Source organism: Histidinibacterium aquaticum (assembly GCF_008710275.1).
In the GTDB taxonomy this organism is placed as follows: Bacteria; Pseudomonadota; Alphaproteobacteria; order Rhodobacterales; family Rhodobacteraceae; genus Oceanicola; species Oceanicola aquaticus.
Map to the genome: position 1 here is coordinate 483,725 of NZ_VYQE01000003.1, position 23,488 is coordinate 507,212.

27 protein-coding genes and 1 pseudogene are annotated in these 23,488 nt (G+C 69.2%); 20 read left to right on the top strand and 8 right to left on the bottom strand.

Annotation, left to right across the window (positions count from 1 at the left end; genetic code table 11):
* Positions 1-37: 37 nt before the first annotated feature.
* The 4 genes from ectB (at position 38) to dacB (ending at position 4,895) form a co-directional block, all read left to right on the top strand.
* Positions 38-1,327, top strand: a complete 1,290-nt coding sequence (gene ectB / locus F3S47_RS11830; RefSeq protein ID WP_150445464.1) for a diaminobutyrate--2-oxoglutarate transaminase — start codon at positions 38-40, stop codon at positions 1,325-1,327.
* Positions 1,328-1,331: 4 nt separating this feature from the next.
* Positions 1,332-1,724 (top strand): ectoine synthase, encoded by a 393-nt coding sequence (locus tag F3S47_RS11835; RefSeq protein ID WP_150445465.1) that lies wholly within the window; start codon positions 1,332-1,334, stop codon positions 1,722-1,724.
* Positions 1,705-3,204 carry an aspartate kinase gene (locus tag F3S47_RS11840; protein WP_150445466.1) on the top strand — a complete coding sequence of 500 codons (1,500 nt, stop codon included), beginning with the start codon at positions 1,705-1,707 and terminating at the stop codon, positions 3,202-3,204. Before F3S47_RS11835 ends, F3S47_RS11840 begins: the two co-directional genes overlap by 20 nt.
* A 182-nt stretch (positions 3,205-3,386) precedes the next feature.
* Positions 3,387-4,895 carry a D-alanyl-D-alanine carboxypeptidase/D-alanyl-D-alanine endopeptidase gene (gene dacB, locus F3S47_RS11845; RefSeq protein WP_150445467.1) on the top strand — a complete coding sequence of 503 codons (1,509 nt, stop codon included), beginning with the start codon at positions 3,387-3,389 and terminating at the stop codon, positions 4,893-4,895.
* A 6-nt stretch (positions 4,896-4,901) separates the two neighbouring features.
* Here the strand turns inward: dacB and F3S47_RS11850 are convergent, their stop codons facing one another.
* Positions 4,902-5,321, bottom strand: a complete 420-nt coding sequence (locus F3S47_RS11850) for a tellurite resistance TerB family protein (protein WP_150445468.1) — start codon at positions 5,319-5,321, stop codon at positions 4,902-4,904.
* 104 nt (positions 5,322-5,425) lie between these two features.
* On the opposite strand from F3S47_RS11850, the gene F3S47_RS11855 reads away from it, so the two are divergent.
* Positions 5,426-7,009: a lysine--tRNA ligase gene (locus F3S47_RS11855; RefSeq protein WP_150445469.1), complete on the top strand. Its 1,584-nt coding sequence runs from the start codon at positions 5,426-5,428 to the stop codon at positions 7,007-7,009.
* Here F3S47_RS11855 and F3S47_RS11860 read toward each other — a convergent pair.
* Positions 7,000-7,899, bottom strand: a complete 900-nt coding sequence (locus tag F3S47_RS11860; protein ID WP_150445470.1) for a CHAD domain-containing protein — start codon at positions 7,897-7,899, stop codon at positions 7,000-7,002. The genes F3S47_RS11855 and F3S47_RS11860 overlap by 10 nt on opposite strands.
* Positions 7,900-8,004: 105 nt before the next feature.
* Between F3S47_RS11860 and F3S47_RS11865 the strand changes: the two genes are divergently transcribed.
* The 14 genes and pseudogenes from F3S47_RS11865 (at position 8,005) to ureG (ending at position 17,957) form a co-directional block, all read left to right on the top strand.
* Positions 8,005-8,406, top strand: a complete 402-nt coding sequence (locus F3S47_RS11865; RefSeq protein WP_150445471.1) for a DUF4864 domain-containing protein — start codon at positions 8,005-8,007, stop codon at positions 8,404-8,406.
* 95 nt (positions 8,407-8,501) lie between these two features.
* Positions 8,502-10,784: a glycosyl hydrolase family 28-related protein gene (locus F3S47_RS11870; protein ID WP_150445472.1), complete on the top strand. Its 2,283-nt coding sequence runs from the start codon at positions 8,502-8,504 to the stop codon at positions 10,782-10,784.
* Between the two features lie 115 nt (positions 10,785-10,899).
* The gene (locus F3S47_RS11875) at positions 10,900-11,727 is read left to right on the top strand and encodes an urease accessory protein UreD (RefSeq protein ID WP_150445473.1); all 828 of its coding nucleotides are present in this window, start codon (positions 10,900-10,902) and stop codon (positions 11,725-11,727) included.
* A 6-nt stretch (positions 11,728-11,733) separates the two neighbouring features.
* A complete protein-coding gene (locus F3S47_RS11880) occupies positions 11,734-12,036 on the top strand; it encodes an urease subunit gamma (RefSeq protein ID WP_150445474.1) in 303 nt (100 codons plus the stop codon).
* Positions 12,020-12,577, top strand: coding sequence for an HD domain-containing protein (locus tag F3S47_RS11885; RefSeq protein WP_150445475.1), 558 nt, complete (start codon positions 12,020-12,022; stop codon positions 12,575-12,577). The genes F3S47_RS11880 and F3S47_RS11885 overlap by 17 nt, the downstream gene beginning before the upstream one ends.
* Positions 12,578-12,605: 28 nt before the next feature.
* A pseudogene (locus F3S47_RS19590) lies at positions 12,606-12,908 on the top strand (urease subunit beta); the annotation flags it as partial.
* Positions 12,897-13,274: a lysozyme inhibitor LprI family protein gene (locus F3S47_RS19595; protein WP_396279997.1), complete on the top strand. Its 378-nt coding sequence runs from the start codon at positions 12,897-12,899 to the stop codon at positions 13,272-13,274. The pseudogene F3S47_RS19590 and the gene F3S47_RS19595, both read left to right, overlap by 12 nt.
* A 7-nt stretch (positions 13,275-13,281) precedes the next feature.
* Positions 13,282-13,590 carry an antifreeze protein gene (locus F3S47_RS11895; RefSeq protein ID WP_150445476.1) on the top strand — a complete coding sequence of 103 codons (309 nt, stop codon included), beginning with the start codon at positions 13,282-13,284 and terminating at the stop codon, positions 13,588-13,590.
* A complete protein-coding gene (locus F3S47_RS11900) occupies positions 13,587-13,913 on the top strand; it encodes a hypothetical protein (RefSeq protein ID WP_223877806.1) in 327 nt (108 codons plus the stop codon). The genes F3S47_RS11895 and F3S47_RS11900 overlap by 4 nt, the downstream gene beginning before the upstream one ends.
* A 51-nt stretch (positions 13,914-13,964) precedes the next feature.
* Positions 13,965-15,674: an urease subunit alpha gene (gene ureC, locus F3S47_RS11905; protein ID WP_150445477.1), complete on the top strand. Its 1,710-nt coding sequence runs from the start codon at positions 13,965-13,967 to the stop codon at positions 15,672-15,674.
* Positions 15,675-15,788: 114 nt separating this feature from the next.
* Positions 15,789-15,995: a DUF1127 domain-containing protein gene (locus tag F3S47_RS19600; protein WP_223877807.1), complete on the top strand. Its 207-nt coding sequence runs from the start codon at positions 15,789-15,791 to the stop codon at positions 15,993-15,995.
* Positions 15,996-16,047: 52 nt separating this feature from the next.
* Complete coding sequence (locus tag F3S47_RS11915) at positions 16,048-16,557, top strand: urease accessory protein UreE (protein ID WP_150445478.1); 510 nt, start codon at positions 16,048-16,050, stop codon at positions 16,555-16,557.
* Positions 16,523-17,194, top strand: coding sequence for an urease accessory protein UreF (locus F3S47_RS11920; RefSeq protein ID WP_223877808.1), 672 nt, complete (start codon positions 16,523-16,525; stop codon positions 17,192-17,194). The genes F3S47_RS11915 and F3S47_RS11920 overlap by 35 nt, the downstream gene beginning before the upstream one ends.
* Before the next feature lie 94 nt (positions 17,195-17,288).
* A complete protein-coding gene (gene ureG, locus F3S47_RS11925) occupies positions 17,289-17,957 on the top strand; it encodes an urease accessory protein UreG (RefSeq protein WP_150445479.1) in 669 nt (222 codons plus the stop codon).
* Between the two features lie 127 nt (positions 17,958-18,084).
* Here ureG and F3S47_RS11930 read toward each other — a convergent pair whose 3' ends face one another.
* From F3S47_RS11930 to F3S47_RS11945, 4 genes are all read right to left on the bottom strand, one after another.
* On the bottom strand, positions 18,085-19,032 hold the full coding sequence (locus tag F3S47_RS11930) for a 2-hydroxyacid dehydrogenase (RefSeq protein ID WP_150445480.1): 948 nt from the start codon (positions 19,030-19,032) through the stop codon (positions 18,085-18,087).
* A complete protein-coding gene (locus tag F3S47_RS11935; RefSeq protein ID WP_150445481.1) occupies positions 19,029-19,370 on the bottom strand; it encodes a tRNA-binding protein in 342 nt (113 codons plus the stop codon). Before F3S47_RS11935 ends, F3S47_RS11930 begins: the two co-directional genes overlap by 4 nt.
* Positions 19,363-20,178, bottom strand: coding sequence for a pyrroline-5-carboxylate reductase (gene proC, locus F3S47_RS11940; RefSeq protein WP_150445482.1), 816 nt, complete (start codon positions 20,176-20,178; stop codon positions 19,363-19,365). Before proC ends, F3S47_RS11935 begins: the two co-directional genes overlap by 8 nt.
* A 226-nt stretch (positions 20,179-20,404) precedes the next feature.
* On the bottom strand, positions 20,405-20,905 hold the full coding sequence (locus F3S47_RS11945) for a type III secretion system chaperone family protein (protein ID WP_150445483.1): 501 nt from the start codon (positions 20,903-20,905) through the stop codon (positions 20,405-20,407).
* Positions 20,906-21,199: 294 nt separating this feature from the next.
* On the opposite strand from F3S47_RS11945, the gene F3S47_RS11950 reads away from it, so the two are divergent.
* Complete coding sequence (locus tag F3S47_RS11950) at positions 21,200-22,228, top strand: M42 family metallopeptidase (RefSeq protein WP_150445484.1); 1,029 nt, start codon at positions 21,200-21,202, stop codon at positions 22,226-22,228.
* Between the two features lie 3 nt (positions 22,229-22,231).
* On the opposite strand, the gene F3S47_RS11955 is transcribed toward F3S47_RS11950, so the two are convergent.
* Positions 22,232-22,918, bottom strand: coding sequence for a winged helix-turn-helix transcriptional regulator (locus F3S47_RS11955; RefSeq protein ID WP_150445485.1), 687 nt, complete (start codon positions 22,916-22,918; stop codon positions 22,232-22,234).
* 235 nt (positions 22,919-23,153) lie between these two features.
* Positions 23,154-23,396 (bottom strand): accessory factor UbiK family protein, encoded by a 243-nt coding sequence (locus tag F3S47_RS11960; RefSeq protein WP_150445486.1) that lies wholly within the window; start codon positions 23,394-23,396, stop codon positions 23,154-23,156.
* Positions 23,397-23,488 lie beyond the last annotated feature (92 nt).

Here is a 23,488-nt window from a genome sequence, read left to right on the forward strand (position 1 = left end):
CCACCGCTCGACACACCCCTCCCTGAAAGGAAACGCTATGGCGAAGGACACCGCTGTCCCGCACGATATTTTTGCGCGCCGTGAATCCGAGGTGCGCTCCTACTGCCGCAGCTTCGACACGGTCTTCACGAAGGCCGTCGGCTCGGAGATGACCGACCGCGAGGGTCGCACCTACATCGACTTCCTCGCCGGCTGCTCGTCGCTGAACTACGGCCACAACGATCCCGACATGAAGGCCGCTCTGATCGAGCACATCTCGAACGACGGCATCGCCCACGGCCTCGACATGTACACGGCTGAAAAGGAAAAGTTCCTCGAGACCTTCGAGAAGCTGATCCTCGAGCCGCGCGGCATGGATCACAAGGTCATGATGACCGGCCCGACGGGCACCAACGCCGTCGAATCCGCGATGAAGCTCGCCCGCAAGGTGACCGGACGCCAGAACGTCATCGCCTTCACCAACGGGTTCCACGGCATGACCATGGGCGCCCTCGCCGCGACGGGTAACGCCGGCAAGCGTGCAGGCGGCGGCATGGCGCTGCACGGCGTCCAGCGGATGCCCTACGAAGGATCGCTCGGCGACGTCGACACGCTCGCCATCATCGAGCAGATGCTCGACAACCCCTCCAGCGGCTACGACGCCCCCGCCGCGTTCCTCGTGGAGCCGGTCCAAGGTGAAGGCGGTCTCAACGCCGCGTCCAAGGAATGGCTGCAGGGGATCGAGCGCCTGGCGCGCAAGTACGGCGCCAAGCTGATCCTCGACGACATCCAGGCGGGCCTCGGCCGCACCGGCACGTTCTTCTCGTTCGAGGAGTACGGTGTGCAGCCGGACATGATCCCGCTGGCCAAGTCGCTCTCCGGCATGGGCCTGCCCTTCGCGGCGCTGCTCATCCGTCCGGAAGACGACATCTGGAAGCCGGCCGAGCACAACGGGACCTTCCGCGGCAATACCCATGCCTTCGTCACGGCGCGCGTTGCGCTGGAGAAGTTCTGGGCCGACGGCAAGTTTCAGGACGAGATCGCCGGCAAGGCCAAGATCCTCAAGGCCTCGCTGCAGGAGATCGCCGACATGATCCCGGGCGCCCGCCTCAAGGGCCGCGGCATGATGCGCGGTGTCGACGTGGGTTCGGGCGAACTCGCCGAGGCGATCTGCGGCCATGCCTTCAAGAAGGGCCTCATCATCGAAACCTCGGGAGCCGACGACGAAGTGGTCAAGGTGCTCGCTGCCCTGACGATCCCGGAAGAGACCTTCCGCAAGGGCCTCGGCATCCTGGTCGAAGCCGCGTCCGCCGCGCTCGCCGACAAATCCAACCTCGCAGCGGAGTAACCCAATGATCGTGCGCGACTTCAACAACATCATCGAAAACGACCGTGAGCGCGTGGTCTCCGACGCCCAGTGGTCTTCGGTGCGCATGCTCCTGGCCAACGACGGGATGGGGTTCTCCTTCCACATCACCTTCCTCGAGGCCGGTTCGGAGCACACGTTCCACTACAAGAACCACTTCGAGAGCGTCTACTGCATGGAGGGCAAGGGCTCGATCACCGATCTCGCCACCGGCGAGACCCACGAGATCAAGCCCGGCGTGATGTACGCCCTCAACGAACATGACAAGCACACGCTCCGGGCGGAGGAACAGCTGGTGATGGCCTGCTGCTTCAATCCCCCGATCACGGGCAAGGAAGTCCACCGCGAGGACGGAAGTTATGCTCTTGAAGACAGTTAACGACAGCGAACGCGCCGAATTGCCCTTCTCCGGCCACACCGTCGAAAAGATCGGCGGGACCTCGATGAGCCGTGTCTCCGAACTGGTGGACACGCTCTTCAAGGGAGGCCGCGAGGGCGAGAAGCTCTACAACCGCATCTTCGTCGTCTCGGCCTTCGGCGGCATCACAGACATGCTGCTGGAGCACAAGAAGTCCGGTCAGCCGGGCGTCTATGCCGCCTTCACCAACGACGAGGACGACAGCGGCTGGCTGACGGCTCTCAAGAAGGTCGCCGAGGCCATGCGCGCAGCGCACGCCGAAGTGCTGGATCACCCCGCCGACCTCACCGCCGCGGACGAGTTCGTCCGCGAGCGGGTCGAGGGGGCGCGGTCTTGCCTCTTCGACCTGCAGCGTCTCTGCTCCTACGGGCACTTCCAGCTGTCGAACCACATGCTGAGCGTGCGCGAGCTGCTTTCGGGCATCGGCGAGAGCCATTCGGCCTTCGTCACCGCGCTCCTGCTGCAGCGCAAGGGCGTCAACGCCCGCAACGTCGACCTCAGCGGCTGGCGTGACGAGGGCGGCAGCAGCCTGGAAGAGCGGATCCGCTCGGGCCTGTCGCAGATCGACCTCAAGGAAGAGATGCCCATCGTCACCGGCTACGCCCAATGCTCGGGCGGCCTGATGAAGGAGTTCGACCGCGGCTATTCCGAAGTGACCTTCGCCAACATCGCCGCCCTCACCGGCGCGCGCGAGGCGATCATTCACAAGGAATTCCACCTCTCCTCCGCCGACCCCAAGCTCGTCGGCCAGGATAAGGTGCGCAAGCTGGGCCACACGAACTACGACGTGGCCGATCAACTCTCGAACATGGGGATGGAGGCGATCCATCCCAAGGCGGCCAAGACCCTCCGCCAGGCGGACGTGCCCCTGCGCGTCACCAACGCCTTTGAGCCGGACGACCCGGGCACGCTGATCGACGACAAGCCGGCCGAGAGCCCGGGCTTCGAGATCGTCTGCGGCCTGAACGTCGTCGCGCTCGAACTCTTCGAACAAGACATGGTCGGCGTGAAGGGCTACGACGCCACGATCCTCGACGCGCTCAAGCGTCACAACGTTTGGATCGTGTCCAAGACGTCCAGCGCCAACACGATCACGCACTACGTGCAGGCCTCGCTCAAGACGGCCCGCCGGGTGATCGCCGATCTGGCGGAGGTCTATCCCTCCGCAGAGATCGGGGCGCGCTCCGTGGCGCTGGTTTCCGCCATCGGGCGGGACCTCAAGGGCCTCAAGGGCGTGACCCGCGGGCTCAAGGCGCTGGCCGAGGCGGAAGTCGATGTCATCGCGCTCCACCAGACGCCGCGCAACGTGAACCTGGACTTTGTGATCCCGGCAGAGGACCGCGACAAGGGCGTCGCCGCGCTCCACAAGGAGCTGATCGAAGGCGACCAGTCCAAGGCGGCCGAACCGGCCGGCAAGAAGCAGGCACAAAGCGCCGCCTGACAGGATCCTTCAGGGAGGCGCGGGGGATTGCGGCCCCTGCGTGAAGGATGCCCCGTAGCCCGGAGAGGCTGCGGGGCTTCTTCTTTGTCCGCTGGCCGCTCTCCGCCTGCACACCGCGACGTGACGAGATGGCCCGACGGATCATATTGCCGGTCCGAAAACGCCCGAATAGGGTCACGGGCATGCAGCACAGGCTCACAAGACGCGCGGCGCTCGGCGCCATTGCCGCGGCCCTCGGTTCGACGGCCCTCGCGGCTCCGCCCACCGTCTCGCTCCGTCCCCGGGCGCGCCCGCTGGACACCGGGACCGATCCCTCGGCGGTCCCGCCCGAGACGCGCGCGACCCTCGACGAACTGATCGCCGAGGCCGGCCTTGCAGGCGTCGTGGGCCTCGCCCTCGCCGACGTGGCGACGGGCCAGGTGATCGAGGAACGCTCGGGCAGCGAAGGCCGGCCGCCCGCCTCCGTGGCGAAGGCGTTGACAGCCCTCTATGCCCTTGAAACCGTTGGCCCCCGCCACCGCTACGCGACCCGCGTCCTGGCCATCGGGACCATCACCGACGGCCGGCTGGACGGAGACCTCGCGCTCTGCGGAACCGGCGACCCGACCTTCCAGACCGACGACGCCTTCGCCCTGGCCGAAGCGGTGAAGGAAGCCGGCATCGTCGAGGTCACCGGCCGCTTCCTCGTCTGGGCCGGCGCCCTGCCCTACGAGGACGAGATCGCGCCCGACCAGCTCGACCACCTCGCCTACAACCCTTCCGTCTCGGGGCTGAACCTCAACTTCAACCGGGTGCACTTCCAGTGGACGCGCTCGGGGTCGAGCTACGACGTCACCCTCGATGCCCGCAGCGGCCGGCACCAGCCCGAGGTCGCGATGGCCCGGATGGAGGTCGTGGATCGCCCGCGCCCGGTCTATACCTACGCCAGTGTCGACGAGGTCGACCATTGGAGCGTCGCCCGGCGCTACCTGGGCGACGGCGGCGCGCGCTGGCTGCCGGTCCGGCGCCCCGCGCTCTACTGCGGCGACGTTTTCCGCACCTTCGCCCGTTCGCACGGGATCATCCTGCCGGAGCCCGAGCGCGCCGCGGTCGAGCCGACCGGTGAGGAGATCGCCCGCCACGACAGCGGCGATCTCGAGGGCATCATCACCGACATGCTCCGCTACTCCACGAACCTCACCGCCGAGGTCGTGGGCCTCACCGCAACGCGGGAGACGAGCGGCCTGCCCGACAGCATTCCCGGCTCCGCCGCCGCCATGAACGACTGGCTGGCCGAAACCCACGGCGTGGAGTCAGGCCTCGTGGACCATTCGGGCCTGGGCGACGATTCCCGGATCTCGGCGCTTCAGATGGTGAAGATGCTCACCGGCGAGGGGGTTATGGACCGCCTGAAGCCGGTGATGAAGGACCACGTCCTCAAGGACGATGCCGGCGCCCCGATCCAGGGCTATCCGGCCGAGGTGACGGCGAAGACCGGCACTCTCAACTTCGTCAGCGCGCTCGCGGGCTACATCCGGACAGCGGAGGGAGCCGACCTGGCCTTCGCCATCTTCTGCGCGGACCTCGATTTGCGGGCCGAGGCCATCGAGTCCGGCGACGAGATCCCCGACGGTGCGCGCTGGTGGAACGGCCGGGCCAAGGGTCTGCAGCAGAAGCTGCTGCAGCGCTGGGGACTGATTTATTCCGGCTGACCTGTCCTAGAGCGTCATGTGACGGGCGCGGGCCCCGCGCTCGATCGCGGCGGCCGTCAGGCGGTCGATGCTGAACTCGTAGCGGATTTCCTCGAGGATGCGGCCCTCGGTCTGGCCGACGATCCCGTCGGCCGCGGCCACGTCGCAGGCCAGCGCATAGGCGGTCTCGTTCAGCTTCTCAGGCAGCGCGCCCTTGATGAGGCCGAAGATCGCGTCGAGCCCGTCTTCCTGCTCCAGCAGGTCGAAGACGGTCTCGCTCACCCGCTTGATCTGGTCGGGATCGTAGTCCGCGAAGATCGGCAGGTTGTTGATCATGTTCGTGATTTCCATGAGCTCGGCCGTGCGGATGTTCTCGTCGGAGGCCGAGACCGTGACCATGAGCGCCACCAGGGCATCCTGGGGCGAGAGTGTCTGCGGATCGGTCATGACGCGGTTTACTCCTGTCCCTTGAGCTCCGGGCCAACTTATTGACGCCCCCCGCCCCCCGCAATAGGAGGGCGCCTCTCTCTGCCCATTCGAGGTACCCTCACATGTCCGACCTGCGTGACGCCGCCATGAACTCCAAGGCCTGGCCCTTCGAGGAAGCGCGCCGGCTGCTGAAACGCTACGAGTCCGACAAGGAGAAGAAGGGCTACGTCCTCTTCGAGACGGGCTACGGCCCCTCCGGCCTGCCGCACATCGGCACTTTCGGCGAGGTGCTGCGGACCACCATGATCCGTCGCGCCTTCGAGGTGATCTCGGATGTGCCCACCCGGCTCGTCTGCTTTTCCGACGACCTCGACGGGATGCGCAAGGTCCCCGACAACGTGCCCGACCCGGCGAGCCTGCAGGAGCACCTGCAGAAGCCGCTGACCTCGGTGCCCGATCCCTTCGGCACGCACGACAGCTTCGGGCATCACAACAACGCGCGCCTGCGCCGCTTCCTCGACACGTTCGGCTTCGAATACGAGTTCATCTCGGCCACGGAGTTCTACCGCTCCGGGCAGTTCGACGAGATCCTGCGCCGCGCGGCGGAACGCTACGACGACCTCATGGAGGTCATGCTGAAATCCCTGCGCGAGGAGCGCCAGCAGACCTATTCCATCTTCCTGCCGATCCATCCCGAAACCGGGCGCGTCCTCTACGTGCCGATGAAGGAAGTGAACGCGACCGACCACACCGTCACCTTCGACGACGAGGACGGGCGCGAGTGGACGCTCCCCGTCACCGGCGGCAACGTGAAACTGCAGTGGAAGCCCGACTTCGGCGCCCGCTGGGCCGCGCTCGGCGTCGACTTCGAGATGTACGGCAAGGACCACTCGACCAACACGCCGATCTACGACCGCATCTGCGAGATCCTCGGCGGCCGGAAGCCCGAGCACTTCACCTACGAGCTCTTCCTCGACGAGAACGGGCAGAAGATCTCCAAGTCCAAAGGCAACGGGCTGACCATCGACGAGTGGCTGAGCTACGCCTCGACCGAGAGCCTGAGCTACTACATGTTCCTCAAGCCGAAGACGGCGAAGCGGCTCCATTTCGACGTGATCCCCAAGGCGGTGGACGAGTACCACCAGCAGCTTCGGGCCTTCGCGGACCAGGACGCCGAGAAGCGGATGGCGAACCCCGCCTTCCACATCCACGGCCACAACGTGCCCGCCTCGACCATGGTCGTGAGCTTCGCCATGCTGCTCAACCTCGCCTCCGTCGCGGGTGCCGAGGACAAGGAGACGCTCTGGGGCTTCATCCGCCGCTACGCGCCCGAGGCGAGCCCCGAGGCGAACCCCGATCTCGACTTCGCCGCCGGCGGCGCGGTGCGCTACTACCAGGATTTCGTGAAACCCGCGAAGACCTTCCGCGCACCGACCGAGCAGGAGCGCGCGGCGCTTCAGGACCTGCGCGACCGGCTCGCCGGGTGGCAGGGCGGCAATGACCCCGAAGAGCTGCAGACCATGGTCTTCTCGGTCGGCAAGGATCACGGCTTCGAGCCGCTCCGCGCCTGGTTCACCGCGCTCTACGAAGTGCTCCTTGGCGCGTCGCAAGGCCCGCGCTTCGGCGGGTTCGTGGCGCTCTACGGCGTCGAAGAGACTGTCGCGCTGATCGACAAGGGGCTGGCCGGGGACCTCGCTCAGGCCTGAGCGCGCAACACGGCGTCGGACCACCAGGTGCCCCAGCGCCGGGCGAGCGCCTTGGGCTTGTCGGCGTAGAGCACACGGCCGAGGGCGAAGGCCTCCGCGTCCAGCCGCTCGCGCTCGGCCGCCATGGCGGCCAGCAGGGCCACCTTCGCCGTCTCGTCGATCTCGGCGGCGGAAACGCGCGGCTTCAGCACGTCGATGTCGTGGCGATCACCCAGAAGGTCCGACAGGTGGTCGGCGGCCTTGATGTGCGGCTTCATCGCCTTTGGCCAGGCCTCTCGCAGCAGGCGCGCGTGGTACCAGTGGTACTTCACCCGCTTGCGCCACTCGTGCAGCGTCGCGGGCGTCGTCTCCTGCCGCGCCTCGTCCATCGCGCCCCGGCCCCTGCCGTAGGTCTTCTTCAGACCCTCCTCGAGGGCGGGCCAGCCGTCCGTCTTGAGCGACCAGTCCGGCACCGCCTCGCGCACCGTCTCCAGCCCTGTGCGGAAGGCGACGAGCCGGTCGGCGGCTTCAGGGGCGTCAAGGGCGCTGTCCCGCTCGGACTCGAGCGCGCGCCGGAGCGGCAGAACCTTGCGCCCGTCGACGTCAGGCGCCGCCGAAAGCACCCGGTCGTAGCTTTCCAGCATGGCCTGCTTGTCGCGCAGATCCGAGACCAGCCGCGCGGCGTCGCGCAGGTAGCTGTTCTCGGCGGAGTAGCCCGGGAAGGCGCCGCGCACGAGCCGGAGCGCCCCACGCAGCTTCTTCACGTTCTTCCGCGCCTCGTGCACGGACTCGTGCACTTTCTCCCCCTCGGCGCCCGAAAGCGCCTCCAGGGCATCGTCGAGCTGTTCGGTGGCCACGCGGCGGAGGGCGGACGCGATGTCGGGGTCGGTCAGTTCAAGTCTGTAGGACATGGCGTATCAATCCTGAGGCGCGCGTCGCTGTTCCGCAAGGTCAGGCAAAATGAAACTGCCGGGCCCTCCCGTCCGTATCTTCAAGGTCATCCAAGGGAGCCTCCCATGATCCGCACGACAGCCTTCGCCCTCGCCCTGCTCGCCTTCGCCGGCCCTGCCGCCGCCCAGAACGAGGCGATCGAGGACGTCATCAGCCGCCAGCTTCAGGCCTTCAACGACCGCGACGTCGAGGAGGCCTTCACCTTCGCCTCGCCCATGATCCAGGGCATGTTCGGCAACCCCGACCGCTTCGGCATGATGGTCGAGCAGGGGTACCCGATGGTCTGGACGAACAACTCCGCCCGTTTCGGCGAACTGGCCGAACGGCGCGGCGCGCTCTACCAGAAGGTCATCCTGCAGGACGCCGATGGCGTGGTGCACGTCCTCGAGTACCGCATGATCCAGACCGAGGACGGCTGGGAGATCGACGGCGTCTCGATCCTGCCCGCCCCCGATCTCGGCGTCTGAGCGCTGCGCAACGCCACCGGGCGGTGGTGTCAGTCGCGATTAACCAACCGTTGATACCTCTCCCCCTCGCGTTCGGGCCAAGGGGGAGAGCGAGCATGAACAAGGCGATCACCGACGGCGTCATCTTCGATCCGCCGCCCTTTTCCGATGGGCTGGACGTCTGGGCGAGCGGAGACGGCACGCCGGGCTCTCCGACCTACGCAGGCGCGGCGCCCGGCAGTTTCGTCCCGGCCGACCAGAACTTCGACGGTTGCCTGGAGGTCGTGAAGGTCGAGACCGTCCAGTCGGTTCGGCACATGGGCGAGACGCCGATCCTGCCCGGCTGCTATCTCCGCATCTCGACGCGGGTGAAATGCACGGGCGGACCGTTGCCCGCCGTGCGGATCGCCGGCTGGGCCGGCCGGGCCGACGGCACGCCCCTCTCCGGCGCCACGCAGACCGGCCCCTCCGTTCAGCTGACCGCCTACGGCGAGGTCGTGGAGGTATCGGCCATCGTCGGCACCGGCGACCGGGGCGGCGTCGACATGGTCTGGTCCGGCGCGGCCTACGGGCACTTCGGGCTGGACATCACCGGGCCGAACTCCGCTCTGGTCCGGATCGACGATTTCACCATCGAGGACGTGACCTCGATCTACCTGCGGGACATCCTCGCCTTCGTGGACGTGCGCGACTACGGCGCGACCGGCGACGGAACGACTGACGACAGTGCCGCCTTCGAGGCGGCCGACGCGGCCGCCGGAGGCCGGACGGTGAACGTGCCAGAGGGGACCTACTACCTCGGCGGCAATGTCACGATGGACAATCCCGTCACCTTCGAGGGCACCCTGGTCCAGCCGCAGCAGTACAGCTTCGTCATGCAGCGCAATTTCGACTACGACAGCTACCTGCGCGCCTTCGGCAACGAAGAGGAGGCGCTGAAGAAGGCGGTCCGCGCGCTCTTCTCGCCCAACGACCACGAGAGCCTCGACCTCTGCGGCCGCCGCATCGCGATCTTCGCGCCGCTCGACGTGTCAGCCGCTGCGGGGACCGAGACCTTCGCCCAGCGCCGGGTGATCCGGCACGGCCAGATCGTCGCCGCCTCCACCGGCGACTGGGAGGACGAGGTCGCGAGCAGCGAGGCGAGCTACGCGCCCGCCAATCCCAAGGTCTTGACCGATGTCGTCAACGTCGGCGCCATCACGCGCGGGATGCGCGTGACCGGACCCGGCGTGGGGCGAGAGGTCTTCGTCGTCTCGCGCAACCTCGCGGGCCGGACCGTCACCCTCTCCCGCCCACTGCACGGCGGCGCGGGGACCCGGACCTACGGCTTCCGCCGCTACCGCTACATGCTGGATTTCTCGGGCTTCGACGCCCTCTCGGTCTTCGGCATGGAGGATATCGAGTTCCAGTGCCAGGGCCTCGCCTCGGCGGTCATGCTCCCGCGCGACGGGACCGGCAACCAGATCCGCGACTGCTTTTTCACCAAGCCGAAGGACCGCGGCGTCACCTCGATCGGCACCGGCTGCCAGGGCCTTCAGGTCGACGACTGCCAGTTCCTCTCGGCCGAAAGCTCCGAGCTCGTGCAGAACCGCAGCTCCATCGCGCTCAACACCAACAACAACGACGTGAAGCTCCGCGGCAACCGCTGCGTCCACTTCCGGCATTTCGCCGTGCTCGGCGGCCAGGGGAGCATGGTCGTCGGCAACCACTTCTTCCACGGCGACAGCGCCCCGCAGGGCGTGCGCAGGGCTGGGATCGTGATCGCCAACACCAACTGCCAGACGACCCTCTCGGGCAACTACATCGACAACGGTTTCATCGAGTGGACCAACGAGCATGACGCCACGCCGGACCTCGGGGCGGAGTTCTCCTACGGCGCGCTGACCCTGACCGGCAACACCTTCCTCGTCTCCGACGCCAAGACGAGCTTCTCCTTCCTCGTGGTGAAGCCCCACGGCACGGGGCACTTCATCCAGGGGCTCGCCGTGGTGGGCAACGTCTTCAAGTCGGTGAAGGGCAACATCGACAGCATCGAGGCGGTCGACGACAGCTTCGCCGGGCTTAACCTCTCGCGACTTCGGAACATCGAGATCCGGGCCAATACCTTCAACGGGATCAACTCGCCGACCTTCAATCCGGCCTCGGTCAAGCACACCCAGAACACGCCCGCCCGGAACTGGACGATCTCGCCCGGCGGCAAGCTGCCCTTCGGCGGCCGCCCCCGCTTCATCGAGAGCGTGGTGCCCGAGCGGCGCATCCTGCAGGGCAGCGCGACGCACTTCGGGCATTTCTACACTCTGCCCGACGACGACCCCGCCCAGCGCACCTTCCGCGTGGTCTGGTCCGAGCAGGTGACCGGCACGGTCCGCGCCATGGTCCGGGCGGACAACCCCGCCTGAGCGTGGCTGCCCGTTTTTTGGGCAGATGCCTCTCCGATAGGGCCTCTTCCCAGTCCGATCTCTGGAAGACCGCCGCGCGGCACGGCAGGATGGCCCGGAAAGGACCACCCCGCCCGTGAATGCCCCGACGCCACTGACCCTGCCGAGCCAGCCGAGAACCCGCGGCACGGGCCGCCTGTCGACGCGGCTGGCAGGCGGCAGAACGCGGATCGGCACACTCTACCAGCAGGGATCCTTCAAGATCCTCTTTCCCGGCACCCCCGGCCCGGCGCTGGAAGCGGTCACGCTGAACACCTCCGGCGGGCTGACCGGCGGCGACCGTATCGGCTTCGAGGCGGAGGCGGGACAGGGCACCGCCCTCACGCTCTCCACGCAGGCGGCCGAGCGCGCCTACGGCTCGCGCGATCCTGAACCCGCTCGGATGCGCACGTCGCTCACCGCGCGCGAGGGCGCCGCGCTGCACTGGCTGCCGCAGGAGACGATCCTCTACCAGCACTGCGACCTCGACCGCCGCCTGAGGGTGGACCTGGCCGAGGACGCGGTTTTCCTCGGCATGGAGACGCTCGTCTTCGGCCGCCGCGCCATGGGCGAACGCCTGACCGAGGCGCGGCTCGCCGACCGATGGGACATCCGGCGCGGCGGCGACCGGGTCTTCGCGGACGCGCTGCGGCTGGAGGGCGACGTCGCCGCCCGCCTCGCCGACCCCTTCGGCGCGCGCGGTGCGGGCGCGATGGCCACGCTGGTTTACGCGGCCCCCGACGCCGAGGCCCATCTCGACGCCCTGCGCGAGGCCCTGCCCGCGCCCAGCGGCGTCTCCCTCTTGCGCGAGGGTCTGCTTGCGGCAAGGCTCCTGGCCGAGGACGCCTACGCGCTCCGCCGCCTGGCCCTGCCCTGCCTGACGCGGCTCGCCCGCGGTCCCATGCCCAAAGTCTGGAGGCTCTGACACCCCATGCAGCTCACCCCACGGGAGAAGGACAAGCTCCTCGTCGCCATGGCGGCCGAGGTCGCCCGCAAGCGCCGCGCCCGCGGCGTCAAGCTCAACCACCCCGAAGCCATCGCGCTCATCACCGAGACCGTGGTCGAGGGCGCGCGCGACGGCCGGCCGGTGGCCGAGCTGATGCAGGCGGGTGCCGAGGTGCTGACCCGCGACGAGGTGATGGATGGCGTGGCCGAGATGGTCTCCGAGGTGCAGGTCGAGGCGACCTTTCCGGACGGTACGAAACTGGTGACGGTGCATGAGCCCATCAGGTGATCTCGAGGCGGTGACCCGCGCGGCTTTGCTGGCTGCCCGCGCCCATGCGGACCAGACCCGCAAGGGCCGGCGAGGCATTCCCTACATCAACCACCCGCTCGAGGTGGCGCATCTCGTGGCCGAGGACGGCGCCGCGACGGAGACAGTGATCGCCGCCCTCCTTCACGATGTGGTCGAGGACAGCGCAACCGCCCTGCCCGACATCGAGCGCGACTTCGGACGCCCTGTCGCCGAATTGGTCGAGGCGCTCACCGACGCCCCCGCATGGGAGGAACTTCCCCGCCCAGAGCGCAAGCGCCTGCAGGCCGGGCACATGCCCGAGGCTCCCTCCGAGGCGCGGCGGATCAAGATCGCCGACCAGCTCTCGAACCTGCGCGACATCGCCCGCGAGCCCGAGGCCTGGTCGCCAGACGACGCGGCGACCTACATCGACGGCGCCGAGCATGTCGTCGCCGCCTGCCGCGGCGTCTCGCCCGGTCTCGAAGCCGCCTTCGACGCCGTGCTGGCCGAGGCCATGCAGAAGATCGGAGGCGCGCCGTGACCCGACCGACCCCAAAGGAGCTGCAGCCATGATCCCCGGAGAGATCATCACCGCCCCCGGCGACATCACCCTCAACGAGGGGCGCGAGCCGATCACGCTCATGGTCGCCAACACCGGCGACCGCCCGGTGCAGGTGGGCTCGCACTTCCACTTCCACGAGGCCAACCCGGCCCTCGACTTCGACCGGGATGCGGCGCGCGGCTACCGTCTCGACATCGCGCCGGGCTCGGCGGTGCGCTTCGAACCAGGCCAGCGGCGCGAGGTGCAGTTGATCCCCTACGCCGGGGACCGCCAGGTCGTGGGCTTCAACGGCAAGATCATGGGGCCCCTGGCCCTGGCGCTAGCGCTCTTCCTCTGCGCGCCCGATCCCGCCGCCGCGCAGAAGCTCGACTGCAATCGCGACGATCTCGCGCAGGTCGAGATGAACGCCTGCGCGGCGCGCGACTACGAGGCGGCGGACACCATGCTCAACGCCGTCTGGGGCGAGGCCATAGCCGCCGCGCGGTCGGGCGGCCTGGGAGACGAGCTGCTTGACGCCCAGCGCGCCTGGCTCCCCTTCCGCGACGCCGCCTGCGAGGCGGAAGCCGCCCTCTTCGCCGGCGGCTCGATGGCGCCGATGGTCCGGAGCTTCTGCCTCGCCCGGCTGACCGAGCAGCGCACCGAGGACCTGCGCCTCTTCGCGGATCTCGAAGGATAGACAACCGATGATCCACCCCACAGCCTTCGTCACCGACGCCACGCGTCTCGGCACCGCCTGGTGGCGGCTCTGGGCCGAGAGCCAGGAGGTCGTCGCCTATCGCATGCTCGGCGCGATTGGCCTGGCGAAGTCGACGCCGACCGAGCTTGCACGGATGATCGCCGAGAAGCCCGCCGCCTTCGCCGAGGCCACGATCGCCGCCTCGCAGGAGGTGCTGCGCGGCCACCGGCCCGACCAGGTGGCCACCGCCGCACTCGAGGCGCTGGGCCGCCGCACCCGCGCCAACTCGCAACGTCTGAGGCGGAGGGGCACATGACCGTCGAGACTCCCGTCATCAGCACCGATCACGCGTCAGCCAAGAGCCGCACGCCGCTCCGCCGGGGCCTGCTCGCCCTGCCGCTCCTCCTCTCGGCCTGCGCCACCGCGCCCGCCGCGACCGAGGGCACGCGCGGCTTCTTCTGGGGGCTGCTCGACGGGGCTCTCGCGCCCTTCGCCTTCGTGATCTCGCTCTTCTCCGACACCGTCGCGATGTACGCCGTCCCAAACTCGGGCGGCTGGTACGACTTCGGCTTCCTCCTCGGCCTCGCCGTCGTCTGGGGCGGGGCCGGAGGCGCCGCCGGCCGCCGCCGCAAGAGATGACCGAAACGCCGTCCGCCCGCCCCGCCCGGATGCCAGAAAGGACCTGAGACCATGCCCGCCACGATCTCCCGCGCCGACTACGCCGCGATGTTCGGCCCCACCACCGGCGACAAGGTGCGGCTCGCCGACACCGACCTCGTGATCGAGGTCGAGAGCGACCGCACGGTCTACGGCGAGGAGGTCAAGTTCGGCGGAGGCAAGGTGATCCGCGACGGCATGGGCCAGAGCCAGACGACACGGGCCGAGGGCGCCATGGACACCGTGATCACCAACGCGCTGATCGTGGACGCCACCGGCATCTACAAGGCCGACGTGGGCCTCCGGGACGGGCGCATCGCCGCCATCGGCAAGGCCGGCAACCCCGACGTCCAGCCCGGCGTCGACATCGTCATCGGCCCGGGCACCGAGGCCATCGCGGGCGAGGGCAAGATCCTGACCGCGGGCGGCTTCGACAGCCACATCCACTTCATCTGCCCCCAGCAGATCGACGACGCCCTGCACTCGGGCCTGACCACGATGCTGGGCGGCGGCACCGGCCCCGCCCACGGCACGCTGGCGACCACCTGCACCCCGGGCCCCTGGCACATCGGCCGGATGCTCCAGGCCATCGACGCAGTGCCCGTGAACATCGGCCTCTCCGGCAAGGGCAACGCCTCCCGCCCCGACGCGCTGGTCGAGATGGTCGAGGCCGGCGCCTGCGCGCTGAAGCTGCACGAGGACTGGGGCACCACGCCCGCCGCCATCGACTGCTGCCTCTCGGTGGCCGACGACATGGACGTCCAGGTGATGATCCACACCGACACCCTGAACGAGAGCGGCTTCGTCGAGAATACCGTCGCCGCCATGAAGGGCCGGACCATCCACGCCTTCCACACCGAGGGCGCGGGCGGCGGCCACGCCCCCGACATCATCAAGATCTGCGGCGAGGAGCATGTCATCCCCTCCTCGACCAATCCCACGCGCCCCTTCACGGTGAACACCATCGAGGAGCACCTCGACATGCTGATGGTCTGCCATCACCTGTCGAAGTCGATCCCCGAGGACGTGGCCTTCGCCGAGAGCCGCATCCGGCGCGAGACCATCGCCGCCGAGGACATCCTGCACGACATGGGCGCCTTCAGCATCATCGCGTCCGACAGCCAGGCCATGGGCCGGGTGGGCGAGGTGCTGATCCGCACCTGGCAGACCGCCGACAAGATGAAGAAGCAGCGCGGCCGCCTGCCCGAGGAGACCGGCGACAACGACAACCTGCGCGTCCGCCGCTACATCGCCAAGTACACCATCAACCCCGCCATCGCCCACGGCATGAGCCACGAGATCGGCTCCATCGAGGTCGGCAAGCGCGCGGACCTGGTGCTCTGGGACCCGGCCTTCTTCGGGGTGAAGCCCATGATGGTCCTCGTCGGCGGCTCCATCGTGCTGGCGCAGATGGGCGACCCCAACGCCTCGATCCCCACGCCCCAGCCGGTCCACTCGCGCCCGATGTTCGGCGCCATGGGCCGCGCGGTCGAGCAGTCCGCCGTGACCTTCATCAGCCAGGCCGCCCAGGCCGCCGGCATCGGCGCCGCCCTCGGGCTCGCCAAGCAGACCGTCGCCGTCCACCGCACCAGGGGCATCGGCAAGCGCGACCTGGTGCTGAACGACGCCCTGCCGAAGATCGAGGTGAACCCCGAAACCTACGAGGTCCGCGCCGACGGAGAGCTGCTGACCTGCGAACCCGCCGAGGTGCTGCCCATGGCGCAGCGCTACTTCCTGTTCTGAGCGTCCGCGTGAGTGCAATGCCGCATTGCAGAATATCCGCTACACATGCCGGCCCGATCCCTTATTTTCGGGATCAAGGGAGGAAACCAGCACTGAACACCGCAGAGGTTTCCAATGGCACACTTTTCCGAAACCGCCCGTCACCCGGGCCGCAGCATCCTCGATATCGTCAGCGCCTTCTTCACCGGCTGGATGGAAAACATGTCCCGCCACCAGGAAGTCGAGAAGCTGAACCGCATGTCCGACCGCCAGCTTGCCGACATGGGCATCGCGCGCCAGGACATCGTCCGTCACGTCTTCCGCGACCGCGTGGGCTTCTGATCCCGCGCGGATCCGGTTCCGGCCGGACCGCACCGATCGCGGGGGCGAGGCCATGACCGGCCTGCCCCCCGCCACGGCGCTCCTGCGCGCCGCCGAGGCCGGGGACACCGGCCCCGTCGCCAGTGTCGCGCTCACCTACGACGCCCGGCTGCTCCGCCGGAAGCGGCTTTTTACGACCGACGGCACGCCCGTCCTCGTGGACCTGCCGCAGACCGTCTCCCTCGACGCCGGCGACCGGCTCGTGCTGGAGGACGGCACCCAGGTCGAGGTCCTGGCCGCCGAGGAGGCGCTCCTCGAAATCCGCGCCACGGCCGCCGACCTCCCCCGCCTCGCCTGGCACATCGGCAACCGCCATGCGCCCGCCTGCATCGAGGCCGATCCGCCCCGCATCCTGATCCAGCGCGACCCGGTGATCCGCCGCATGCTGGAGGGCCTTGGCGCCTCCGTCACCGAGGTCACCGAGCCCTTCACACCCGAGGGCGGCGCCTACGGCCACGGTCGCACCATGGGCCACAGCCACGGCGACCATGACCACCACCACGCGCATTCCCATGACCACTGAGGGCGCCGGCCTCCTGCTGACCCAATGGCTCAGCCCGGCCTTCCCGCTGGGCGGTTTCGCCTGGTCGCAGGGGCTCGAGGAAGCCGTGGCCGAGGGCAGCGTCACCGGTGCCGCCTCGCTGGCCCGCTGGTTCGACACCACGTTGCACCACGGGGCCGGCCGCAGCGACACCCTGCTCCTCGCCGCCGCCTGGCGCGCGGAGACGCCCGAGGAGGTCCACGACATCGCCGATCTCGCCCGGGCCCTCGCCCCCTCGGCCGAGCGCCGGGCCGAGACGCTCCAGCAGGGCGCGGCCTTCGCCCGCCTCGGGCGCGAGGTCTGGGACCTCGACCTGCCGGACATGGCGCTCCCCGTCGCCGTCGGCCGCGCCGCGCGCCTGGCCGGGCAACCGCTCCCGCCCACCGCCACGCTCTACCTCCAGAGCCTCTTCGCCACCCTGGCCCAGGCCGCCCAGAGGCTCCTGCCGCTGGGCCAGACCGAGGCCCAGCGCCTGCTCGCGGAGGTGACCGGGGCGATCCCCGCCCACGTCGGGCCGCTCCTCACGCAGGACCTCTCCGCGCTTGGCGCCTTCACCCCGGCGCTCGACGCCGCCTCCATGCGCCACGAGACGCGCGAGCCGCGGATCTTCCGCTCGTGACCCCTCTCCTGGGGCCAGATAGTCCCGGGGGAGTCGCGGCCCCGCCGCGACGGGGGCAGCGCCCCCCGCCCCGGCCGAAGGAAAGGACAGACCCATGACAGCCTCTCCCAACGGTCCCCTCCGCGTCGGCATCGGCGGCCCGGTCGGCGCCGGCAAGACAACGTTGACCGCCGGGCTGGCCCGCGCCCTCAAGGGCCGCCTGAGCCTCGCGGTCATCACCAACGACATCTACACGCGCGAGGACGCCGAGGCCCTGATGCGCCTGCAGATCCTACCCGAGGACCGGGTCATGGGCGTTGAGACGGGAGGATGCCCACATACGGCGATCCGCGAGGACGCCTCGATCAACCTCGCCGCGGTCGCCGAGCTCAACGCCCGCCACCCCGACCTCGACCTGATCCTGATCGAGTCCGGCGGCGACAATCTCTCGGCCACCTTCTCGCCCGAGCTCGCCGACGTGACGCTCTATGTCATCGACGTGGCCGCCGGAGAGGAGATCCCCCGCAAGGGCGGCCCCGCGATCACCCGCTCGGACCTGCTCGTGATCAACAAGACCGACCTCGCCCCTCACGTCGGCGCCTCTCTCGACGTCATGGCCCGCGACGCCGCCCGGATGCGCGGCCCCCTGCCCACCGTCTTCGCCAGCCTGCGCCGCGGCGAGGGCATCGACGAGATCATCGCCCACCTCGCCCAAATCGGCGGCCTCCCGCTCCCCCCGAGCGAAGAGGCCCGCCGGGCCGATGAGCGCCTCCCCCAGGAGTGACCCGGGCCCCGCACGCGACGAGGCCCGAAGGGCCGAGACGCAGCACCTCATGCGGCCCGAGAGCGAATCCCCGGAAAATACATATTTGTCATATACTTAACCCTCCGTCCAAATTTGGACGGAGGGCTCACACCGCCTGCGGCAGCGCCCGTTCCTCGGCCCAGGCCTTCGCGTTCTCCACCGCGACGAGCCCCATGGCGATCCGGGTCTCCCAGGTCGCCGAGCCCAGGTGCGGCAGCAGGAAGCAGTTGTCGAGCGCCCGGAGGCGCGCCGGCACGTCGGGCTCGTTCTCGTAGACGTCGAGCCCCGCCGCCCGGATCCGCCCGGCCTCCAGCGCATCGATCAGCGCGGCCTCGTCCACCACCTCTCCGCGGGCGATGTTGACGAGGATCCCCTCGGGTTTCATCGCCGCGATGGCCTGCCGGCTCACCAGCCCCGCGTTGGCGGGCCCGCCCGGAACCGTCACCACCACGAAGTCGCAGGCCCCCATGAGCTCCTCGAGACTTTCCACCTGCCGCGCCGGCAGATCGACCTCCTTCCGCGAGCGGTTGAAGTAGAGCACCTCCATGCCGAAGCCCGCATGACCCCGCTTCGCCACCGCCTGGCCGATCCGGCCCATGCCGACGATGCCCAGCGTCTTGCCGCTCACGTCGACCCCGAGCATCTCCTTCGGCCCGAAGCCCGACCAGGTGCCCGAGCGCACCAGCCGCTCGCCCTCGCTCGCCCGCCGGGCGGCGCCCAGCATGAGCAGAACCCCGATGTCGGCCGTGGCGTCGGTCAGCACGTCCGGCGTGTTCGAGACCGCAACCCCGTGCGCCCGTGCCGCCTCGGCATCGATATGCGAATACCCGACCCCGAGGTTCGCGAGCACCCCGCAGCGGATCTCGCCCGCCCGCTCGAAGGCCTCCGCCCGGAAGTCGTCGCCCAGCGTCGGGATCATCGCGTCGTAGTCCCGCAGCGCCTGCGCCGCCTCCTCCAACGAAAGCGGCGCGCTCCCCACGGTCACCTCGAAGCTCTCGCGCAGCGCCTCAAGAACCGGGTCGAGCGGCTCGCGCGTGATCAGGCAGGTCTTCATTCCAGTCGCCCTCCCGGGGGCACGTCCTTGTCCGGCGCCACCAGCACCACGCCGCCCTCGGCGTCATGCACTCCCAGCACCAGCACCTCCGACCGGACAGGCCCGATCTGCCGGGGCGGGAAGTTCACCACCCCCATGACCATCCGCCCCACCAGGTCTTCCGGCGAATAATGCGCGGTGATCTGCGCCGAGCTCTTCCGCTCGCCGATCTCCGGCCCGAAATCCACCCAGAGCTTGATCGCCGGCTTGCGCGCCTCCGGAAAGGGCTCGGCCCGGGTCACGCGCCCCGCACGGATCTCGACCTTGAGGAAGTCCTCGATCCCGATCTCCTCAGCCACGGCCCAGCTCCCGGCTCCGCTCCGCCGCCGCGTGGACGGCACGCTTCAGCAGCGCGGGAAAGCCGCTCTCCTCGTCCATCAGCACCTCGAGCGCCGCCTGCGTGGTCCCGTTGGGCGAGGTCACGTTGACCCTGAGCTGGCCCGGATCCTCGCCTGAATCCTCGGCGAGCTGCCCCGCCCCGCCCACGGTCGCCTTCGCCAGCGCCAGCGCGAGCTCGGGCGGGAGCCCCTCGGCCTCGCCCGCCGCGGCAAGCGTCTCGATCAGGTGAAACACATAGGCCGGCCCCGAGCCCGAGACCGCCGTGACCGCGTCCATCTGGTCCTCGCCCTCGAGCCGCACCACCTGGCCCACCGCCTTCAGAAGCGTCTCGGCGAGGTCGAGATGATCGCTCCCCGCCTCCGCGTTGCCGACGATGGAGGTGATCCCCCGCCCGATCGCGGCCGGGGTGTTGGGCATCGCCCGCACCACCGGCGTACCGTCCCCGAAACTCTTCTCGAACCGCGCGAGCGATGTCCCCGCGGCGACGGAAACGACGAGCGTCCCGCCACCGCCGAGATCGGCCGCGCCCGGGAGAGCTTCGTCCATCATCTGCGGCTTCACCGCCACCAGCAGCACCGCCGGGTCCTCGGGCAAATCCTCGTTGAGATGCACCCCCGTCCCCTGCAGCCACTCCGAGGGCTTGGGGTCGCGGACCCAGACCGATCCCGGCGGCAGCCCCCCCGAGAGCCATCCGGCCAGCATCGCCGATCCCATCTTGCCGCAACCCAGAAGGACCAGTCCGCGGCGCTCGATATCGCTCATGTCCATGCCGGCACTCTCGCCAAGCCCCCGGGGGAAGGCAAGCCGTCCGCCTCCTGATCCCGTTCTTCTGGGGTGAAATATCCCGGGGCAGTCCGCGGCCCCGCCGCGGACGGGGGCAGCGCCCCCTCACCTGCCCGGAGCCGCCGGAGGCGGACCCGGGCGTGCCCTGCGCGGCCGAAAGGCCGCACCGCTGCGTGCCCCGGGTCGACGCGCGGCAGCGCGGCGAACCCTCTCAGGCGGTGCCGTAGGCCCCGGCGATGGCGATCTGGATCGCGTCCTTGGGCTCCCGCTCGCCCCAGGTCACGAGCTGGAAGGCGGGGTAGAACCGCTCGGCCGCCGTCACGGCGGCGCCAATCAGCGTATCGATCTGCTCGGGCCCCGCAACCTGCTCGCCGGCGAGCACGAGACCGTAGCGCCAGACCATGAGCTTCTGCTCGGACCACCAGCTGAAGGCGCCGGTCCAGACCAGGTCGTTGGCCCGGTTCAGCACTTCGTAGAGCGCCGCTTCGCGATCTTCCGGCGGCTCCATCTCGAAGGTCGAGATCAGGCGGAGGGTCTCGTCGTAGGCCGACCAGGCCAGCGTGATCGAATAGGTCCGCCACTGGCCCTCGACCGCCATTGCGATCTGGTCGTCGGCGATACGGTCGAACTCCCAGTCGTAGTGCTCGGCGATATGCTCGACGAGGTCGATGGGGTGGATGTCGTCGCTCGGGATCTGCTCGGTCAGCGCCATGCTCGGGCCTCCTGTAAGCTAGCGCCGGGCCTTGGGCAGCGCCCCAAGCGCTAGTTTCCTGCTCTAGGGAACGGGTCCGTTGCCCGACCCCTTACAACATATCGTCGCGGGCCTAATGCGCGCTGTCCAGCGAATTCTTGGGGATATCCACCGCATTTTGGGGCTGTGGCGAAAACCGGCCCGCGATCTGGGCACGTCGTGACCGCGACGCGACGCCCAGGCGACCGCCGCGTGACGCCTTGACCCTCGCCCCTGCGGGTGCACCTTTGCCGCCGAACCAAGGAGGCCCCGACCATGAACATCGACCTGCTGAAACGGCTCTGCGAAACTCCCGGCGTCCCGGGCAACGAGGAGCGCGTGCGCGCGCTGATCGAGACCGAGGTCGAGGGGCTCTTCGACAGCGTCGAGACCGACGCGATGGGCTCGCTCCACTGCGTGCGAAAAGCCGACAAGGACGACGCCCCGCGGATCATGCTGCTCTGCCACATGGACGAGATCGGCTTTCTCGTGAGCCACATCACCGACAAGGGCTTTCTCTACCTCCAGCCCGTCGGCGGCTTCGACCCGCGCAATCTCTTCTCGCGCCGCGTGCTGGTCTGCACCGAGGGTGGCGACCTGAAGGCGGTGATGAACCCCGGCGGCAAGCCGGTCCACATCTCCAGTCCCGAAGAGCGCAAGAAGATCCCCGAGATCTCCGACTTCTTCGTGGACACCGGCCTCGGCGAGGCGGCGAAGGAGAAGGTCAAGGTCGGCGACTACGTCGTGATGGACGAGCCCTTCCTCGAGATGGGCGACAAGGTCGTGTCCAAGGCGCTCGACAACCGGATCGCCTGCTGGCTGGGCATCGAATCCGTCCGGGCCATGGGCGAGAGCCGGGGCGCCGAGATCCACGTGGTCTTCACCACGCAGGAAGAGGTCGGCTTGCGCGGCGCGCGCACCGCAGCCTACAAGGTGAAGCCCGACATCGGCATCGGGATCGACGTGACCCTGGCCTGCGACACGCCCGGCGTCCCCGAGCAGGATCGCACGACCGAGCAGGGCAAGGGCGCGGGCCTGCACATCCGCGACGGCTCCTTCATCTCGGACAAGGCGCTGGTCGGCCAGATCGAGAAGATCGCCGCGGACAAGAACATCCCCCTTCAGCGCACCATGCTCCGCGCCGGCGGGCAGGACGGCGCGGCGGCCCAGCAGGCCGCGGCAGGCGCCCGGGCCGTGGGGATCGTGGTGGGCACCCGCTACATCCACACGGTCACCGAGATGGCCGACAAGACCGACCTCGGCGCCGCGCGGGACGTGCTGGCCGCCTACCTCGGCTCTCTCTAGAGCTTAGGCGCTTTCCCTGATCGGCGTGGCGAGGCGGAAGCCCTCGCCGCGCCGCGTCTGGAAGATGCCGGGATCTCCGCCCACCGCGCGGACCCGGCGGCGGATATCGTGCAGGAAGGTGTCGAGCACGCGGCCCCCGGGCTCGTTCTCCCACCCGTAAAGGGCATCGAGCAGCGCCTCCCGGCTGACCGCCCTGCCCCGGTTGAGAACCAGCCGTTCGACGATCTGGTATTGCAGGGGCGACAGGGCGAGCCGGTCGCGCCCCAGGCGCACCTCCCGCGCGATGACGTCGACGCCGACCCCGGAGGCCCGGGCGACCGGCGGCGCATGACCGGCCGCGCGCAGAACCGCGGCCTTGAGCCGCGCGGAGAGCAGGCGACTGTCCTCTCCCGGCCCCGAGACGAGGTCGGCACCGGCCGCCAGCGACTCTTCCGAGGACAGCCGGTCACCCCGCGCCGCCAGCACGAGCCCCGGCCGTTCTCGTGAGAGGAGCCGCAGCGCCGCCGACACTCCACCGAGGGGGCAATCCGGCACATCGTCCGCCAGCAGGACGGCGTCGAAGGTCGCCGTGCGAACCAGGTGCTGCAGGTCGTCCCAGCTGTCCACCCGTGTCACGAAAAGGCCATCGGCCTGGAGATCATGTGCGAGCTGTACCGCGGCCCAGCTCGCCGTCGTGGCGAGAATGCGCATCCGTTGCCTCCGTCGCGCGGACCGTCACGCCTCGCGCACCGACGCGCCCGAGGCGACGGGACACGCCGTCTGAGATTGAAGACTGGTGAGAAGATCCATTCAGGACCTCCCTGCCGCGCGGGCGTGGCGCGCCGGATCGGCAGGGGCGGGCGCGAGTCCTTCGCGCCGGGGCAAGGATGCGCCTTGCCTACCGCCCGGTCAAGAAAACCGGGGCGGCTTGGTTAAGAGGGCCGGCTCAGGCCTTGCCCTCGAGCGCGTCGATCCGGGCCTTGAGGGCCTCGTTCTCTTCGCGGGCCTTCTGGGCCATGGCGCGGACCGCCTCGAACTCTTCCCGGGTGACCAGGTCGCGGTCGGCGATCCAGCGGTCCATCCAGGATTTCATCGCGGTCTCGGCCTCTTCCCGCGCGCCCTGCGCCACGCCCATGGCATTGGTCGCGAGCTGCGAGATGTCGTCGAAGATCTTGTTGCGCGTCTGCATTATCGGGCCTCCGTCATGCCTCGCCCCTATATGGGCCCCGTGGCGCCGGTCCTCAAGCCGCGGCATTGACAAAGCGCCGCCCCCTCCGCACC

What these genes read in the sequence shown, in the direction of transcription:
- F3S47_RS11835 (WP_150445465.1), top strand. Translation starts at nt 1,332, where the DNA reads ATGATCGTGCGCGACTTCAACAACATCATCGAAAACGACCGTGAGCGC.
- F3S47_RS11920 (WP_223877808.1), top strand. Translation starts at nt 16,523, where the DNA reads ATGACCACCACCACGCGCATTCCCATGACCACTGAGGGCGCCGGCCTC.
- F3S47_RS11870 (WP_150445472.1), top strand. Translation starts at nt 8,502, where the DNA reads ATGAACAAGGCGATCACCGACGGCGTCATCTTCGATCCGCCGCCCTTT.
- F3S47_RS11840 (WP_150445466.1), top strand. Translation starts at nt 1,705, where the DNA reads ATGCTCTTGAAGACAGTTAACGACAGCGAACGCGCCGAATTGCCCTTC.
- F3S47_RS11945 (WP_150445483.1), bottom strand. Translation starts at nt 20,905, where the DNA reads ATGGCGCTGACCGAGCAGATCCCGAGCGACGACATCCACCCCATCGAC.
- ureG (WP_150445479.1), top strand. Translation starts at nt 17,289, where the DNA reads ATGACAGCCTCTCCCAACGGTCCCCTCCGCGTCGGCATCGGCGGCCCG.
- F3S47_RS11860 (WP_150445470.1), bottom strand. Translation starts at nt 7,899, where the DNA reads ATGTCCTACAGACTTGAACTGACCGACCCCGACATCGCGTCCGCCCTC.
- ureC (WP_150445477.1), top strand. Translation starts at nt 13,965, where the DNA reads ATGCCCGCCACGATCTCCCGCGCCGACTACGCCGCGATGTTCGGCCCC.
- F3S47_RS11955 (WP_150445485.1), bottom strand. Translation starts at nt 22,918, where the DNA reads ATGCGCATTCTCGCCACGACGGCGAGCTGGGCCGCGGTACAGCTCGCA.
- F3S47_RS19595 (WP_396279997.1), top strand. Translation starts at nt 12,897, where the DNA reads ATGGGGCCCCTGGCCCTGGCGCTAGCGCTCTTCCTCTGCGCGCCCGAT.
- F3S47_RS11900 (WP_223877806.1), top strand. Translation starts at nt 13,587, where the DNA reads ATGACCGTCGAGACTCCCGTCATCAGCACCGATCACGCGTCAGCCAAG.
- F3S47_RS11850 (WP_150445468.1), bottom strand. Translation starts at nt 5,321, where the DNA reads ATGACCGATCCGCAGACACTCTCGCCCCAGGATGCCCTGGTGGCGCTC.
- F3S47_RS11880 (WP_150445474.1), top strand. Translation starts at nt 11,734, where the DNA reads ATGCAGCTCACCCCACGGGAGAAGGACAAGCTCCTCGTCGCCATGGCG.
- F3S47_RS19600 (WP_223877807.1), top strand. Translation starts at nt 15,789, where the DNA reads ATGGCACACTTTTCCGAAACCGCCCGTCACCCGGGCCGCAGCATCCTC.
- dacB (WP_150445467.1), top strand. Translation starts at nt 3,387, where the DNA reads ATGCAGCACAGGCTCACAAGACGCGCGGCGCTCGGCGCCATTGCCGCG.
- F3S47_RS11915 (WP_150445478.1), top strand. Translation starts at nt 16,048, where the DNA reads ATGACCGGCCTGCCCCCCGCCACGGCGCTCCTGCGCGCCGCCGAGGCC.
- F3S47_RS11950 (WP_150445484.1), top strand. Translation starts at nt 21,200, where the DNA reads ATGAACATCGACCTGCTGAAACGGCTCTGCGAAACTCCCGGCGTCCCG.
- F3S47_RS11960 (WP_150445486.1), bottom strand. Translation starts at nt 23,396, where the DNA reads ATGCAGACGCGCAACAAGATCTTCGACGACATCTCGCAGCTCGCGACC.
- ectB (WP_150445464.1), top strand. Translation starts at nt 38, where the DNA reads ATGGCGAAGGACACCGCTGTCCCGCACGATATTTTTGCGCGCCGTGAA.
- F3S47_RS11885 (WP_150445475.1), top strand. Translation starts at nt 12,020, where the DNA reads ATGAGCCCATCAGGTGATCTCGAGGCGGTGACCCGCGCGGCTTTGCTG.
- F3S47_RS11895 (WP_150445476.1), top strand. Translation starts at nt 13,282, where the DNA reads ATGATCCACCCCACAGCCTTCGTCACCGACGCCACGCGTCTCGGCACC.
- F3S47_RS11865 (WP_150445471.1), top strand. Translation starts at nt 8,005, where the DNA reads ATGATCCGCACGACAGCCTTCGCCCTCGCCCTGCTCGCCTTCGCCGGC.
- F3S47_RS11855 (WP_150445469.1), top strand. Translation starts at nt 5,426, where the DNA reads ATGTCCGACCTGCGTGACGCCGCCATGAACTCCAAGGCCTGGCCCTTC.
- F3S47_RS11930 (WP_150445480.1), bottom strand. Translation starts at nt 19,032, where the DNA reads ATGAAGACCTGCCTGATCACGCGCGAGCCGCTCGACCCGGTTCTTGAG.
- proC (WP_150445482.1), bottom strand. Translation starts at nt 20,178, where the DNA reads ATGGACATGAGCGATATCGAGCGCCGCGGACTGGTCCTTCTGGGTTGC.